We start from the raw sequence: 17,817 nt of genomic DNA on the forward strand, positions 1-17,817 counted from the left end.
GGAACCAATATACCTTTTATTCGTTTGAATAGGAGTAGCTTGGATGAGAAATCTTTTTGAAATACAAATTATTAAAATCATAGTTATAAGCTTTTATTTTTTAATACTTATAATATAAGTCAATTAATTATAGTTATATTTTTGATTATATTTTTGACTTACCTAGTGTTCTGCATGTTATATTGTAGATTTTGTTTTCAATGTTAATTTATACTATTTTATAGGTTTGAGCTTCGTTATTATATTTGACTATATAATAATATTATTTGATTTGTTGGTGTTATCTCAAATTATTTCTAATTTGAGAGGCTATCGGCATGAGTAAATCATTTATGCGCGCAGAGCGTTAAGTGGGGTAAAGATAATGACTAGTAAATCCGTTTTGAATAACCATGTTGATACAAAAATCACCAGTAAGTCGGGCGTTGTTAATGCGTCCAACGAAGCTGGCAATTTTTACATTGATGCAGCCAAGGGGGATATTGCAAATTACGCCCGCGAAGGTGGCGATCTGGTCATTGAGTTTAAAGATGGTGAAAAGCTTGTTATTAAGAATTTCTTTACCTATGGATTAGAATTCAATAACTTATTGCTAAGTGGCGGTGAAGTATTGTTGTTGGTGGACTTTACCAAGGCATTATCAGGTCAAGATGGTATTGAAGACCCTGACGTCATTTATCACGAATTAAATGATGGTATTGATGCAACGGCAGTATTGCTTGGATTGCTTGGCGCTGGTGCGCTTGCTGCTGGGATTTCAGGATCCTCAGGCTCCGATTCTGATCAATCGCCGCCACCAGTTGTTGATAATACTCCACCTGCTGTTCCTAGCCTTAGTAGTGTTTATGATAGTGTTGAAGCCATTATAGGTGATATTGCAAATGGCGATAGCACTAATGACGCACGTCCAACGTTTTCCGGTACCGCTGCTGCAGGTTCGACAATAAAATTTTATGATAATGGCCAGTTTATTGGCTCTACTGTTGCTGATAGTAATGGAAATTGGAGCTGGCAGCCTGATACAGATTTGGTTGATGGTGCTCATTCTATTACCTATACTGCTTCAGATAGTGCTGGCAATGAAAGCGCTCATAGCAATCCATTTGAATTTACCGTAGATACCCAAGCGCCAAATGCGCCATCAGCTCCAAATGCAACTGATAATGCAGAACCTTTTATTGGCACAATTGAAAGTGGTGGCAGCACCAATGATAATCAGCCAGAATTTTCTGGAAAAGGTGAACCAGGTTCAACAATTACTGTCAAAGATGGCGATACGATCATTGGTGAAACAACCGTTGATAGCGATGGTAATTGGACATTTAAACCAGAAGCACCGCTTGGTGAGGGTAGCCACTCGATTACTGTGACCGAAACAGATAAGGCTGGTAATCAAAGCGATGCAAGTGCGCCGATTGAGTTTGAAGTTGATACAATTAAGCCATCAACTCCATCAGTTCCAAATGCAACTGATAATGCCCAACCATTTATTGGTACAATTGAAAGTGGCGGTAGCACCAATGATAATCAACCAGAATTTTCAGGGAAAGGTGAAGCTGGCGCAACGGTTACTATTAAGGATGGTGATACTATCATTGGTGAAACAACCGTTGATAGCGATGGTAATTGGACATTTAAGCCAGAAACACCGCTCGGTGATGGTAGTCATTCGATTACTGTGACCGAAACAGATAAGGCTGGTAATCAAAGCGATTCAAGCACACCGATTGAGTTTGAAGTTGATACAACGCCGCCTGCTGCCATTGATGAAACATTGATGGATCTTGTTGATGATTTTGGCCTCTATCAAGGCACTATTGCCCATGGCGGACCAACAGACGATCACATTCCCACCTATAGCGGTGGCGTAGGTTCAATTGATCCTAATGATGCATCTTCAATTAATATTTATAATAAAGACGTTGATGGTAATGTAACGCTTATTGGTTCGACGACAGTTAATGCTGATGGTTCTTGGAGCTTTGACCCTAACCCATCTTTGGATGCGGGTGATTATATTTTTACCGCTCGTCCTGTGGATAAGGTTGGCAATATTGGCCCTGAAACAAGTGGTTGGAACTTTACAGTTTTTGGTGATGCACCGCAAAACCCAGCCATTACAAACGTAACCGATAATGAAGGTGCTGTCGTTGGTGAGTTACAAAAAGATGGCGTAACAGATGATACCACGCCAGTGGTAACTGGAACAGGCGAAACTGGTTCAGTTATTACCATTTATGTGCAAAATCCTGATGGTACAAGCTTTATTGGCGGCACAACTGTTGTAGATGCCGATGGTGTTTGGAGCCTTGAAATTAGTCCAGCTTTTGCACAGGGCGATGGCACTTATACTATTTCGGCTCAAGCCCATGATGCGGCTGGACAGCTTAGTGCCATGACCGGCGGTTATCCGGTTATTCTTGATACACTTGCACCAAACGCACCGCAGCAACCGATTTTAACCGATAATGTCGGCGATGTAACGGGAGCTTTGTCGCCAAATGACACAACCGATGACAAGCAGCCGGTGCTTTCAGGTAATGTAGGCAGTGAAGAAGCTGGCGGCACAATTACCATCAAGGATGGAGATACTGTTATTGGCACAACCACGGTTGAGCCGGATGGATCTTGGAGTTTTACCCCTCCAGCTTTGTCTGAAGGTAATCATTCAATCACTGTCACTGTAACTGACATGGCAGGTAACGAAAGTAAACCAAGTCCAAGTTTTGACCTTACAGTTGACACCAGTAATGTTGAAGTAAGTTTTAGCCATTTTGTTGATAATGTTGGCTCTATTCAGGGTAATGTTGATATTAATGGGGTGAGCGATGATCGCACTCCCGTCATGGTGGGTAATGCTACAGCCAATACAACGATTACGATAAGCTATATTAATGGTGATGGTGAAAAAATTATTGTTGGCGTGACCACTGCTGATAGCAATGGCGCTTGGACTTTGACACCAACAACCGAATTTTCTGATGGCACTTATGGTTTTACAGCGGAAGCTGTTAATGCTGCTGGTACTAAAGATGATGCATATTTTAATATTGAAATTGATGCTACAGCACCAACCGCCCCAATTATTAATGAAGTTCTAGACGATGTAGGCTTCATTCAAGGTCCGATTAGTTCTGGTTCTTCAACCGATGATACAACGCCAAGCTTTAGCGGTACCGCAGAAGCTGGCACGACAATTACAATCAAGGATAGTGATGGTACTATTGTTGGTCAAACAACTGTAGATGATGATGGCAATTGGTCGCTAACTACGGATCCTTTAGCTGAAGGTTCCCATAATCTTAGCATCACCGCAACCGATACTGCTGGTAATGAAAGCACCGGCACTGGTTTTGATGTAACAATTGATACACAAGGGCCAACGGCAACAGCTGAGCTTAGCTCGATTAGTGACGATAGCGGTTTTGATTCAACTGATTTTGTTACAAATGATACAACGCTCATCTATACGATCCGCATAAATGGCGACATCGAGGCAGGTGATACTGTTTGGATGCGTATTAAGCCCGATGTTGGCGCAAGTGGTGAGTGGATACAAGCGACACGCAATGATGATGGCACTTACAGTGTTAATCATAATGATGCTGCACATTCTTTAGCTGATGGCCGCTACACAATTGAGACTATTATTCGTGATGCGGCTGGTAATCCATCGGAAATTTCTTCGCAGGCGATTACAATTGACACGCAAGGCCCAACTGGAGCAATTGTTGCCATTAGTGGCTATTTTGATGATGTTGGCGCTATCACGGGCACAATTAGCCAATCAGGTACATCAAGCGACGATACAACACCGTTGTTAAAAGGTACTATTTCTGGTTTGCAAGATGGTGACCGTATCATCATCAAGGTTACCGACGCTGCTGGTGTAACCACTATTCTTGGTGAAGCAACCGTTAATAATGGTGTTTGGGAATATCAGGTAACTGATAGTCAAGCATTTGCAGAAGGTGATTATCATTTTGAAGCAGTTGTGACTGATAATGCTGGTAATGAGGGGTCAACATCTAATAGTTTTGCTATAACAATTGATATTACGCCACCAAGTGCTATCAACAATGATAGTCTTGATCTTATTGATGATTTTGGGCCGCTTCAAGGTTCAATTCAATCTGGTGATTCAACTGATGATCGCACACCCACCTATAGTGGAGCTGCGGGCTCTGTGGACGCTGATGATGTTGCAACAATCAATATCTACAATAAGGATGCCTTTGGTGATATTCATCTTATTGGCTCAACAACAGTTAATGCGGACGGCTCATGGACTTTTGACCCCAATCCACCTTTAACACCAGGTGATTATATTTTTACCGCGCGTCCAGTTGATAAAGCGGGTAATGAAGGCCCGGCAACAACGGAGTGGAATTTTACTGTTGTTGGTGCGGCCCCTGCTGATCCTGCTATTACCAGTGTTGGCGATAATCAAGCACCCGTTACCGGTAATTTGCAGCAAAATGGCGTGACTGATGATACAACACCGGTTGTGCGCGGTACGGGTACTGCTGGTTCGACCATCACTATTTATGTTACTGGCCCTAATGGCGAAAGTTTTACTGGTGGTACAACTATCGTTGGAAGTAATGGTGTCTGGACATTGGAAATCAACCCAGCTTTCAATAAGGGGGATGGACAATATGTTATTCAAGCGCAAGCAAGTGATATAGCTGGTCAGCTTAGCAATATAACCGGTGGATATCCGATTGTTCTTGATACATCAGCTCCGGCAACGCCGTCTTTGCCAACAATCACAGATAATGTTGGAGATGTAATAGGTGCGCTTGCTCCTGATGGCACAACAGATGATAGCCGTCCGGTTATTTCGGGTCAAGAAGATGCAAGCGAAGCTGGTGGTACAATCACTATTAAAGATGGTGATACAGTGCTTGGTACAACGACAATTAACCCAGATGGCTCATGGAGCTTCACACCGCCTGCGCTTAGCGAAGGCGATCATACCATCACAATTACAGTGACCGACCAAGCAGGTAATGAAAGTAACCCTAGTGATGGTTTTGATATTCATGTCGATACCAGTAATGTTGTTGTAAGTTTTGATCATTTTGTTGACAATGTTGATCCAATTACAGGTAATATTGACAATGGTGGTATCAGTAATGACCGCACACCACAAATGGTGGGTAAAGCAACTGCTAATGCCGTTGTGACGGTAAGCTATGTTGATAGTAATGGTACAAAAATTATTGTTGGCACAACAAGCGCTGACAGCACTGGTGCATGGAGCCTTACACCATCAACAGATCTTATTGATGGAAATTATGGGTTTATGGCTGAAGCGGTAAATGCTGCCGGTACTAAAGGCAACGCTTATTTCACCATTAATATTGATGGAACGGCGCCTGCAGCTCCGGTTATTAACGATGTGCTTGACGACGTTGGCTTCATTCAAGGTGCTATTGCATCTGGCTCATCGACCGATGATACAACACCAACCTTTACAGGTAGCGGTGAAGTTGGCGCAACCATTACAATCAAGGATGAAGATGGCAATGTTGTTGGTCAAACAACTGTTGCCGGTGATGGGACATGGTCTATCACAACCAACCCACTTGCAGAAGGTAATCATAGCCTTACAGTTACTGCCACTGATCAAGCAGGCAATGAAAGTAGTGGTGTTGGCTTTGATGTAACAATTGATACAACTGCACCAACATCGACAGCAATTTTGCAATCAATCAGCGATGATTCTGGCTTTAATAACGCCGACTTTGTAACCAATGATCCTACGCTTATCTATACCATAAGCATTAATGGCACTTTGGAAACAGGCGATACTGTTTGGATGCGAATTAGGTCTGAAGATGGTAGTGTTGGCGAATGGATAAAGGCCGTTGATAATGGTGATGGTACCTATAGCATAGACCATAATGATGCAGCACATTCTTTAGCTGATGGCAATTATGTTATTGAAACCATTGTACGTGATGCAGCAGGTAATAGTTCTGCAATTTCAAGCCAAATTATCATTATTGATACAACTGCACCTAATGATGCAACTGTAACTATTAGTGGCTATTTTGACAATGTTGGCGCAATTACCGGTAATATTACGCAATCTGGCAGTTCGTCAGATGATAAAACTCCGTTACTCAAGGGAACCATTGCTGGTCTTGAAACGGGAGATCGTGTCATTATTAAAGTGACAGGATCGGATGGTATTACCAAAATATTGGGCGAAGCAACAGTCAGCGCAGGAACATGGCAATATCAAGTAAGTGACGCACAAGCATTTTTGGATGGTGATTATACATTTGAAGCGGTTGTCACAGATAATGCTGGCAATGAAGGTTCAAAATCAAATAGTTTCGTACTCAATATTGATACTGTGGCACCATCAGCCATTGATACAACAAAATTGGATCTTGTCGATGATTTTGGACCAGTTCAGGGTACAATTAATCGCGGCGATTCAACTGATGACCACACCCCAACCTATAAGGGTGCTGCAGGTTCCGTTGATCCTGCTGATGCATCAAAAATTAATATTTATAACAAGGGCTCTGATGGTACGTTAACCCTCATTGGCTCAACAACAGTTAATGCTGATGGTTCGTGGAGTTTTGATCCTCAGACTGCTCTTACCGCCGGAGACTATATTTTTGTTGCCCGACCAGTTGATAAAGCGGGTAATGAAGGTGATGCCACACCAGATTGGAACTTTACAGTTGTTGGCGCAGCGCCTTCAATTCCAGTGATTTCGCGCATAGTTGATAATGTTGGTGATGTCACCGGTGATTTGCAACGTAATGAAGTTACCGATGATACAACACCAACTCTTCATGGTACTGGTACCGTTGGTTCAACTATTACTATCCATGTAACTGCGCCTGATGGTTCAACCTTTATTGGTGGAACAACGGTTGTTGCAGCTGATGGTAGTTGGACATTAGAAATTAATCCAGCATTTGCCAAAGGTGATGGTACTTATACTATTGCTGCACAAGCAAGTGATGCAGCAGGCCAATTAAGTGGAATGACAACTGGTTATCCTATTGAGCTTGACACCACTGCACCATCAACTCCATCAATACCAACTATTACCGATAATGTTGGTGAAACAACAGGTGTGCTTGCACCAAATGATACAACTGATGATAAGCGTCCGGTTATTTCAGGTAATGCGGGTGTTGGCGAAGCAGGCGGTGTTGTTACCATTAAGGATGGCGATACTGTTCTTGGTACAACCACAATAAATGCCGATGGTTCTTGGAGTTATACACCACCTGCACTGAGTGAAGGCAGCCATTCTATATCTGTAACAATTACCGATAGTGCTGGTAATGCCAGTAATGCAAGTGATAGTTTTGATCTCATTGTTGACACGACCGAAGTTGTTGTAAGCTTTGATCATTTTGTTGATAGCGTTGGCTCAATAACTGGTAATGTTGCAACAGGTGGTATAACCGATGATCAAAAGCCAGTATTTAATGGTAATGCAACGCCTAATGCGACTGTAACCGTAAGCTATGTAAATAGTGATGGGCAAACAGTGATTGTTGGCACAACAACCGCTAATAGTGACGGCACGTGGACACTAACACCAACTGAAAATCTTGCCGATGGGTCTTATAGTTTTACTGCTGAAGCTAAAAATGCAGCTGGTAATACTATTACAACCACCTTTACGCTTGAGGTTGATGCAACAGCACCACAAACACCAGCATTGCCAGTAGCAACTGATAATGCTGAGCCAAATATTGGTGTAATTACATCTGGTAGCGATACCAATGATAAACGTCCACAACTTTCAGGCACAGGTGAGGTTGGCTCAACTATTACCATTAAAGATGGCGATACAGTTCTTGGCACAACTACAGTTGATAGTGAGGGAAATTGGTCGTTCATGCCTGATACACCGCTAAGTGAGGGCAGTCATTCGATAACGGTAACAGAAACAGACACCGCTGGTAATGCAAGTAACCCAAGCCCATCGCTTGATTTTAATGTTGATACTACGGCACCTGCAACACCAGCTGTTCCAACGGCTAACGATAATACTGAGCCTAAGACGGGTGTCATTACTGCTGGAAGTAGTACAAATGAAACAAAACCTGTATTTAGTGGCACAGGCGAAGTAGGTTCAACAATTACAATTAAGGATGGCGATAGCGTTATTGGTACAACAACCGTTGATAGTGATGGTAATTGGTCATTAACCCCTTCAACCGCGTTAAGCGAGGGTAATCATTCTATCACTGTTACTGAGATCGATAAGGCTGGTAATGCCAGTGAAGAAAGTGCGGCGCTTGACTTTACCGTTGATACGACTGCGCCTGCAACTCCCGCTGTCCCCACCGCGACCGATAATACTGAGCCTAATACCGGTGTAATAACCGCTGGTAGTAGCACCAACGAGACCCAACCAGAATTTTCTGGCACGGGCGAAGTAGGCTCGATTATTACGATCAAAGATGGCGATACAATTATTGGTGAAACAACTGTTGATAGTGATGGTAACTGGTCGTTAACGCCCAATACCCCACTTAGTGAAGGCGATCACTCGATTACAGTGACAGCAACCGATGCTGCGGGTAATGCAAGTGATTCAAGTGCCTCGTTGGATTTCAATATTGATACGACGGCACCAAATGCGATTGATGAAAGCAAGTTGGATCTGGTTGATGATTTTGGTACGATCCAAGGTACAATCAATCGTGGTGATCCAACCGATGATCGCACACCAACTTATGATGGTGCGGCAGGCTCGGTTGATCCAGATGATGCTTCAACCATCAATATTTATAATAAGGACGCCGAAGGTAATGTAACGCTTATCGGTACAACAACAGTTAATGCTGATGGATCTTGGAGTTTTGACCCAAGCCCACAATTAATTCCTGGCGATTATATTTTATCAGCTCGTCCGGTTGATAAGGCAGGTAATATTGGCCCAGCAACGACTGATTGGAACTTCACCGTTGTGGGTGCAGCACCATCTGATCCAGCTATCACCAGCGTTAGCGATAATGAGGGTGCAGTTACAGGTGGCTTGCAGCAAAATGGCGTGACTGATGATACAACGCCTGTTGTTGGCGGTACCGGTACAGCTGGTTCAACCATTACCATTCATGTTACCGCTCCAGATGGAACAAGCTTTATTGGTGGTACAACTGTTGTTGATAGCAATGGTAATTGGACCTTGGAAATCAGCCCAGCTTTTGCCAAAGGCGATGGTACTTATACAATTAAAGCGCAGGCAAATGATGCGGCAGGTCAACTTAGCAATATGACGGGCGGCTATCCAATTGTGCTTGATACTACTGCGCCATCAACTCCATCAATGCCAACCATCACCGATAATGTTGGTGATGTAACAGGTGCCTTGTCACCAAATGATACAACTGATGACAAGCAACCTGTGCTTTCTGGCAATGCGGGTGTTGGTGAAGCTGGCGGTGTTGTTACCATTAAGGATGGCGATACGGTTCTTGGTACAACAACAATTAATGCTGATGGCTCTTGGAGTTATTCTCCTTCAGCCTTAGCTGATGGTGATCATTCAATCAGCATCACCGTGACCGATCCTGCAGGTAATACAAGCGCTGCAAGTCCTAGCTTTGACTTTACAGTTGATAGCAGCAATGTCATTGTTGGTTTTGACCATTTTGTTGATGATTTTGGTTCAATCCAAGGTAATGTTGGCAATAATGGTGTTTCTGATGACCGCCGTCCGCAAATGGTTGGTAGCACAAGTGCTAATGCAACTGTAACCGTAAGCTATGTAAATAGTGAAGGGCAAACGGTGGTTGTTGGTGTTACCACAGCTGATAGCAATGGTGTGTGGACATTAACACCAACAACAGATTTTGCTGATGGTGTTTATAGCTTTACTGCTAATGCTGAAAATGCAGCAGGCACCAAGGGTAGTGTCATATTCGGCATTGAAATTGATGGCACAGCGCCAGCAGCGCCAGTGATTGATGAAGTGCGCGATGATGTTGGCTTTATCCAAGGGGCGATTACATCTGGCTCATCAACCGATGATACAACACCGACCTTTAGTGGTTCTGGCGAAGTTGGTGCAACCATCACGATCAAAGATAGCGATGGGAATGTGGTTGGAACAACAACAGTTGGCAGTGATGGCAAGTGGTCTGTTACCACAGATCCTTTGACTGAAGGTGATCATAGTCTTACTGTAACTGCAACCGATGCGGCAGGCAATGAAAGTACAGGTACAGGTTTTGATGTAACAATTGATACTCAAGGCCCAACTACAACTGCTACCTTGCAATCAATTAGCGAGGATACTGGTTTTGACACAGGTGATTTTATCACCAGTGACAATACTTTGATCTATACCATTGCTATCAATGGCAGTTTGGAAGCCGGTGACACCGTTTGGTTGCGGATTAAACCTGCAAGTGGCTCGGCTGGCGATTGGATACAAGCGACACGCAATGATGATGGCACTTATAGTGTTAATCATAATGATGCTTCTCATGCGCTAAGCGATGGTCGTTATATTATTGAAACCATCGTTCGTGATGCTGCTGGTAATCCATCAACTTCAACCTCCCATGATATAACGATTGATACACAAGGCCCAACATCTGCAACGATATCTATCACTGGTTTTGCTGATGATGTTGGTTTGATCCAAGGTGATATGACCACATCTGGTACATCAACCGATGATACAACACCATTGTTGAAGGGTACTGTAACAGGGCTCGAAGATGGTGATCGCATTGTTATTAAGGTAACTGGTGCTGATGGTGTAAAGACTGTGCTTGGTTATGCAACCGTGACCGATGGTACTTGGCAGTATAAGGTGACAGATGCGCAAGCACTTGCAGAAGGTGATTATAGCTTTGAAGCCGTTGTTACTGATAATGCAGGCAATGAAGGCTCGAAATCGGCTAGTTTTGATCTTAATATTGATACCACGGCACCAAATGCGATTGATGAAAGCAAGTTGGATCTTGTTGATGATTTTGGCACGATCCAAGGTACAATCAATCGTGGTGATCCAACCGATGATCGCACACCAACTTATGATGGTGCGGCAGGCTCGGTTGATCCAGATGATGCTTCAACCATCAATATTTATAATAAGGACGCCGAAGGTAATGTAACGCTTATCGGTACAACAACAGTTAATGCTGATGGATCTTGGAGTTTTGACCCAAGCCCACAATTAATTCCTGGCGATTATATTTTATCAGCTCGTCCGGTTGATAAGGCAGGTAATATTGGCCCAGCAACGACTGATTGGAACTTCACCGTTGTGGGTGCAGCACCATCTGATCCAGCTATCACCAGCGTTAGCGATAATGAGGGTGCAGTTACAGGTGGCTTGCAGCAAAATGGCGTGACTGATGATACAACGCCTGTTGTTGGCGGTACCGGTACAGCTGGTTCAACCATTACCATTCATGTTACCGCTCCAGATGGAACAAGCTTTATTGGTGGTACAACTGTTGTTGATAGCAATGGTAATTGGACCTTGGAAATCAGCCCAGCTTTTGCCAAAGGCGATGGTACTTATACAATTAAAGCGCAGGCAAATGATGCGGCAGGTCAACTTAGCAATATGACGGGCGGCTATCCAATTGTGCTTGATACTACTGCGCCATCAACTCCATCAATGCCAACCATCACCGATAATGTTGGTGATGTAACAGGTGCCTTGTCACCAAATGATACAACTGATGACAAGCAACCTGTGCTTTCTGGCAATGCGGGTGTTGGTGAAGCTGGCGGTGTTGTTACCATTAAGGATGGCGATACGGTTCTTGGTACAACAACAATTAATGCTGATGGCTCTTGGAGTTATTCTCCTTCAGCCTTAGCTGATGGTGATCATTCAATCAGCATCACCGTGACCGATCCTGCAGGTAATACAAGCGCTGCAAGTCCTAGCTTTGACTTTACAGTTGATAGCAGCAATGTCATTGTTGGTTTTGACCATTTTGTTGATGATTTTGGTTCAATCCAAGGTAATGTTGGCAATAATGGTGTTTCTGATGACCGCCGTCCGCAAATGGTTGGTAGCACAAGTGCTAATGCAACTGTAACCGTAAGCTATGTAAATAGTGAAGGGCAAACGGTGGTTGTTGGTGTTACCACAGCTGATAGCAATGGTGTGTGGACATTAACACCAACAACAGATTTTGCTGATGGTGTTTATAGCTTTACTGCTAATGCTGAAAATGCAGCAGGCACCAAGGGTAGTGTCATATTCGGCATTGAAATTGATGGCACAGCGCCAGCAGCGCCAGTGATTGATGAAGTGCGCGATGATGTTGGCTTTATCCAAGGGGCGATTACATCTGGCTCATCAACCGATGATACAACACCGACCTTTAGTGGTTCTGGCGAAGTTGGTGCAACCATCACGATCAAAGATAGCGATGGGAATGTGGTTGGAACAACAACAGTTGGCAGTGATGGCAAGTGGTCTGTTACCACAGATCCTTTGACTGAAGGTGATCATAGTCTTACTGTAACTGCAACCGATGCGGCAGGCAATGAAAGTACAGGTACAGGTTTTGATGTAACAATTGATACTCAAGGCCCAACTACAACTGCTACCTTGCAATCAATTAGCGAGGATACTGGTTTTGACACAGGTGATTTTATCACCAGTGACAATACTTTGATCTATACCATTGCTATCAATGGCAGTTTGGAAGCCGGTGACACCGTTTGGTTGCGGATTAAACCTGCAAGTGGCTCGGCTGGCGATTGGATACAAGCGACACGCAATGATGATGGCACTTATAGTGTTAATCATAATGATGCTTCTCATGCGCTAAGCGATGGTCGTTATATTATTGAAACCATCGTTCGTGATGCTGCTGGTAATCCATCAACTTCAACCTCCCATGATATAACGATTGATACACAAGGCCCAACATCTGCAACGATATCTATCACTGGTTTTGCTGATGATGTTGGTTTGATCCAAGGTGATATGACCACATCTGGTACATCAACCGATGATACAACACCATTGTTGAAGGGTACTGTAACAGGGCTCGAAGATGGTGATCGCATTGTTATTAAGGTAACTGGTGCTGATGGTGTAAAGACTGTGCTTGGTTATGCAACCGTGACCGATGGTACTTGGCAGTATAAGGTGACAGATGCGCAAGCACTTGCAGAAGGTGATTATAGCTTTGAAGCCGTTGTTACTGATAATGCAGGCAATGAAGGAACTATATCAGCGAGTTTTGATATCAATCTTAACTTAACTGGGCCGTCTGCTTCTTCATCAATAACCAGCATTAGTGATGATACCGGCACAAGTGCAACTGACTTCATCACCAATGATGATACGCTTATTATAAATGGAACTGTTTCTGAAACCTTAGCAACAGGTGAAAAAGTACAGATTCAGATTGATAGTGGCACATGGGTTGATGCTGTCTATGATGCTGATACCAATACATGGACATATGATAATACTGGTAGTGTTTTATCGGAAGGCACTCACACGATTACTAGCCGTGTTATTGATGCTGCCGGTAATGTGACAGTTGGTAGCACTCAGAATGTTACTATTGATAAAACGGCGCCAATTGATGGATATGAAATTGCTATTAGCGGATTTACCGATAATGTTGGTTTGATCCAAGGGGAAATGACCGTTTCTGGTACATCGAGCGATGACACAACGCCGCTTCTTAAAGGGACGGTTACTGGCATGCAGGATGGAGATCGTATTGCGGTCAAAGTTACTGGGCCAGATGGACAGAAAATCTTACTTGGCTATGCAACTGTTACCGGTAACACTTGGACCTATCAGGTCAGTGATGCCCAAGCTTTTGCAACCGATGGTCAATATAGATTTGAAGCCGTTGTTACCGATAATGCTGGTAATGAAGGTAAAACTTCCACCGTCTTTGATATCAATCTTGATCTTACAGCACCAACTTCTGCCGCCAGTATTACCGGTATCACAACCGATACAGGCTTTAGCGACAGTGATTTTATCACCAGTGATACGACCTTGACCATCCATGGTAGTGTCTCACAGACCTTAGCATCAGATGAAAAAGTTCAAATCTCGATCGATGGTGGTAATTGGGTAGATGCTGTTTATAATTCTGCCGATAATACATGGAGCTATGATAACACTGGTAATGCTTTATCTGAAGGTAGCCACTCAATTGCGACCCGCGTCATTGATGCTGCTGGTAATGTCACCAATGGCGGATCACAAACAGTCGTTATTGATACGACAGCACCAACAAGTGCTAGTGTTTCTATTACTGGTTTTTATGATGATATCGGCTTGAATACTGGTGATGTAACGACCAGCAACAGCTATACTGATGATACTAAACCCCTTCTTAAAGGTACAATTGCTGGCGTTGGCGATGGTGAAAGAGTTGTTATCAAAGTTACCGATGAAAATGGTGTAACAACTGTTTTGGGTGTTGCTACTATTTCTGGTGGTACATGGGAATATCAGGTTACTGATGCGCAAGCCTTTAGCGATGGTAAATTTAGCTTTGAGGCAGTTGTCACTGATACGGCTGGTAATGAAGGAACAAAGTCAAGTACATTTGATATTAATGTCGATACTGCGGCACCAACTGCAACTTCAGACATAGTTTCAATTACCGAAGACACAGGTAATGTTGGTGATGACTTTATTACCCGTGATGGAACCTTGATTATTACGGCAAAGGTTACCGGAACTCTTGCAGCTAATGAACGCGTTCAAATTTCATTGGATAACGGTCAAACTTGGCAAGATGCAACCTATGCTGCTAGCAGTGATAGCTGGAGTTTGGATAATAGCGATACAGAGCTTGCCGATGGTACATATACCTTTAAAACACGTGTTATTGATGCTGCAGGTAATTTAGGTACTGAAAGCAGTAAAGAGGTGACCATTAATAATGGTGTACCAAGCACAACTGTAAGCATTACGCATTTTAGTGATGATTACGGCACGCAGCTTTATGACAGCTTGCCATCTGGTAGCTATACCGATGATACGACACCAACTTTACACGGCACTTTAAGTGAAGAACTTGAAGCAGGTGCAACAGTTGCTGTTTATCGTGGTAGTGTTTTTGTCGGCTATGCCACAGTTAGCGGTACAAGCTGGAGCTTCACCGAACCAACTGAACTTAAAGATGGGACTTTTTATACCTATTATGCCGCTGTACAAAGTTTGTCCGGTGTAAATGGTAGCCTTTCTTCAGGTTTTGAAATTGCTATTGACACAACTGACAGCAATATGGCGCCAAATGTTGGTACCGGCGGTGCTTATGCGACCTATTCCATGTCCTTGCGACTTGGGAATAATGGCGGCTGGACAATGATGACCGATATGGCTGAATATTCAGCTGATGGTAATGATTTCCGCAACTTTGGTTCGCCTAAATTGCTCACTTGGGCAAATCTTGGTGATGCGGCTATTTCTGCTCAATATGTCAATGAAAAGCTATTTAGTTCATATACCTATGGCGATTACAACCGCGATGGTTATATGGATATGTTCTTGACCGATAGAACTTATGGTGGCGGCAGCAATGCGACAATGTTTATTGGTCAAGCCGATGGCAGCTATGTTGCAACATTGGTAAATAGTGGAACGGCGACCCATTTTGGTAGTACTATTACTTTCGATATGGATGGTGACGGTTGGCTAGATGCCTTTATCGGCGACTCTGGTAATGATAGCTCGACCTTCTTCCACAATAAGGGAGATAGTGGTACTGCAGATTTTGCTGCTGGCCGTTTTGATGTCTATGGTTATGGTGCTGTTACTGCTTCATCAATGCCATCTGATCTTAGAAGCCTCACAACAGATCATGAATTATCTGCAATTGATCTTGATAATGACGGTACTGTTGATCTGGTTTTCCATGGCAATTATGCTGGGCAAAGCACCTATAATATGGTGACGCTCAAAAATAATGGTACTGGTTCGTCAACAGGGCAAAATTGGAGTTTGGGTCAGTCCTTTACCAATGTGTTCAACACAAGTGGTCTTGCTGGTACAGCCTTACAGTCGGATAGTTTTGAACGAACTATTTCCTTAACTTGGGGCGACTTTAATGGCGATGGTTATATGGATCTATTCATTGGCCAATCAAAAGATGCAGGTGTTGGCGCAGTTGCTAATACAACTGGTACCGATAGTATGATCTTCTACAATGATGGTGCCGGTAATCTTAAAGATCCGCAACGCATTGCTGATGGTATTATGGGTAAATCAACCCTTGCAATTGACTGGGATGGCGATGGCAAAATGGACCTTGTTGAGGTTCCTGAAGCCAAATATTCTATCGGTACATCACTTTATTACCATAATACTGGTACAACCGATGATAGCGGCCAAGTTGTCTGGGATATTAAAAATATCAAGGATATGGGTGTTGCAACGGCTGGTGGTTCCATCATGACGTCAACAGCACTTGATGCTGCGGTTAATGGTGCAAGTGCTGCTGCAATGGATTATGATTGGGATGGTGATCAAGATTTGATCATATCACGTGCTAATACCACTGAAGCATCGATTGTTATCACTAATCCAAATACGCCAGATTATGGCACTGCCATGCATTTGCGCATCATCCGTCCCGATGGTTCCAATACGTTTTATGGTAATACGGTTGAAATTTATAATTCAGCTGGTGTGCGTGTTGCAAGTCAGATTATCAACCCGCAATATGGTACGGGTTGGAATGATAGCTCGGCAATCGTCCATTTCTATGGTCTTGATCCAAATGAAACCTATACTGCAGTATTACGCTTTAACCAAAATGGTGTTTCACAAGACTTTGGTGGTCAAGCTTTTGCTAGCAGTACCAATCCAGTTGAAAATGTAAATTCGAGCTGGACTAACCTTAAAGCAACAGAGCCTTATAATGGTTATGTTCTAACAGCTGAAGCTGATGGTGCAACCGCCAATACAAATAGTTACAGCGCTGACGTTGGTATTGTTGGTACTGGTTACAATGATACTTTCTTCATTGGTGCTGGCACCCGTTACTATAATGGCGGCGGCGGCTGGGTTGTTGGCGATGGTGAACGCACTTGGGATGCGGATAGTGGTTTGGATATTGCTGATTTTGCAGCGGTTGGTTCTACTGGCATTAACGTAAGTCTTGCCATTACCGATGCTTTCCAAAATGTTGCAACTGGCTATACCATTAAGTTAACCAATATAGAGGCCATTTATGGTACTAGTGGTAATGATACTATTACCGATGGTAATGGTGAAAACATCCTTAATGGTCGTGGCGGCGATGACAACTTTATCTTGAGTGGGACAGGTCAAACAACCTTGCTTTATGAGGCAATTGCTGACGATGCAACAGGTGGCAATGGTCATGATACGGTAGATCAGTTTACTCTTGGCAATTATGCAACCAATGCTAATGCAGACCGAATTGACTTATCTGATATTTTGATTGGTTATGTTCGCGATGCTGACGGACCTGCACATTTTGACTCAAATGGCGTTGCTAAAATCGATGTTGGTGATAAGATTGGAGATTACCTCAAAGTAGAGCAAGAAGGTGGCAATACCGTGCTTTACGTTGATCGCGACGGTAGTGGTGGTTCTTATGAATCAACACCATTATTGACCATTAATGACGTAAACGTTGACCTTGCAACTCTACTTGCTAATGGCCAAATTGTTGTTTAAATTTTAAAAAACTACAATTCAAAAATGAAATAGAAGGTCCCCTGATTTGCATCAGGGGACTTTTTTTGTGAGAGTCTTATTATGATTACCAAAAAATTGAAATTCTTCCGCTCAAATATGCAAATTCAAATAATTTAAGAGCACATTATCTGCGT

Annotated in this window: 1 protein-coding gene; it reads left to right on the forward strand. The window is 43.2% G+C overall.

What is annotated here, in order from left to right; translation table 11 throughout:
* The first annotated feature begins 364 nt into the window (after positions 1–364).
* On the forward strand, positions 365–17,662 hold the full coding sequence (locus tag N6A79_RS00720) for an Ig-like domain-containing protein (RefSeq protein WP_268546595.1): 17,298 nt from the start codon (positions 365–367) through the stop codon (positions 17,660–17,662).
* The last annotated feature ends 155 nt before the right edge of the window (positions 17,663–17,817 follow it).

Origin of the sequence: Bartonella sp. HY761 (assembly GCF_026743145.1) — a bacterium.
Taxonomy (GTDB): Bacteria; Pseudomonadota; Alphaproteobacteria; order Rhizobiales; family Rhizobiaceae; genus HY038.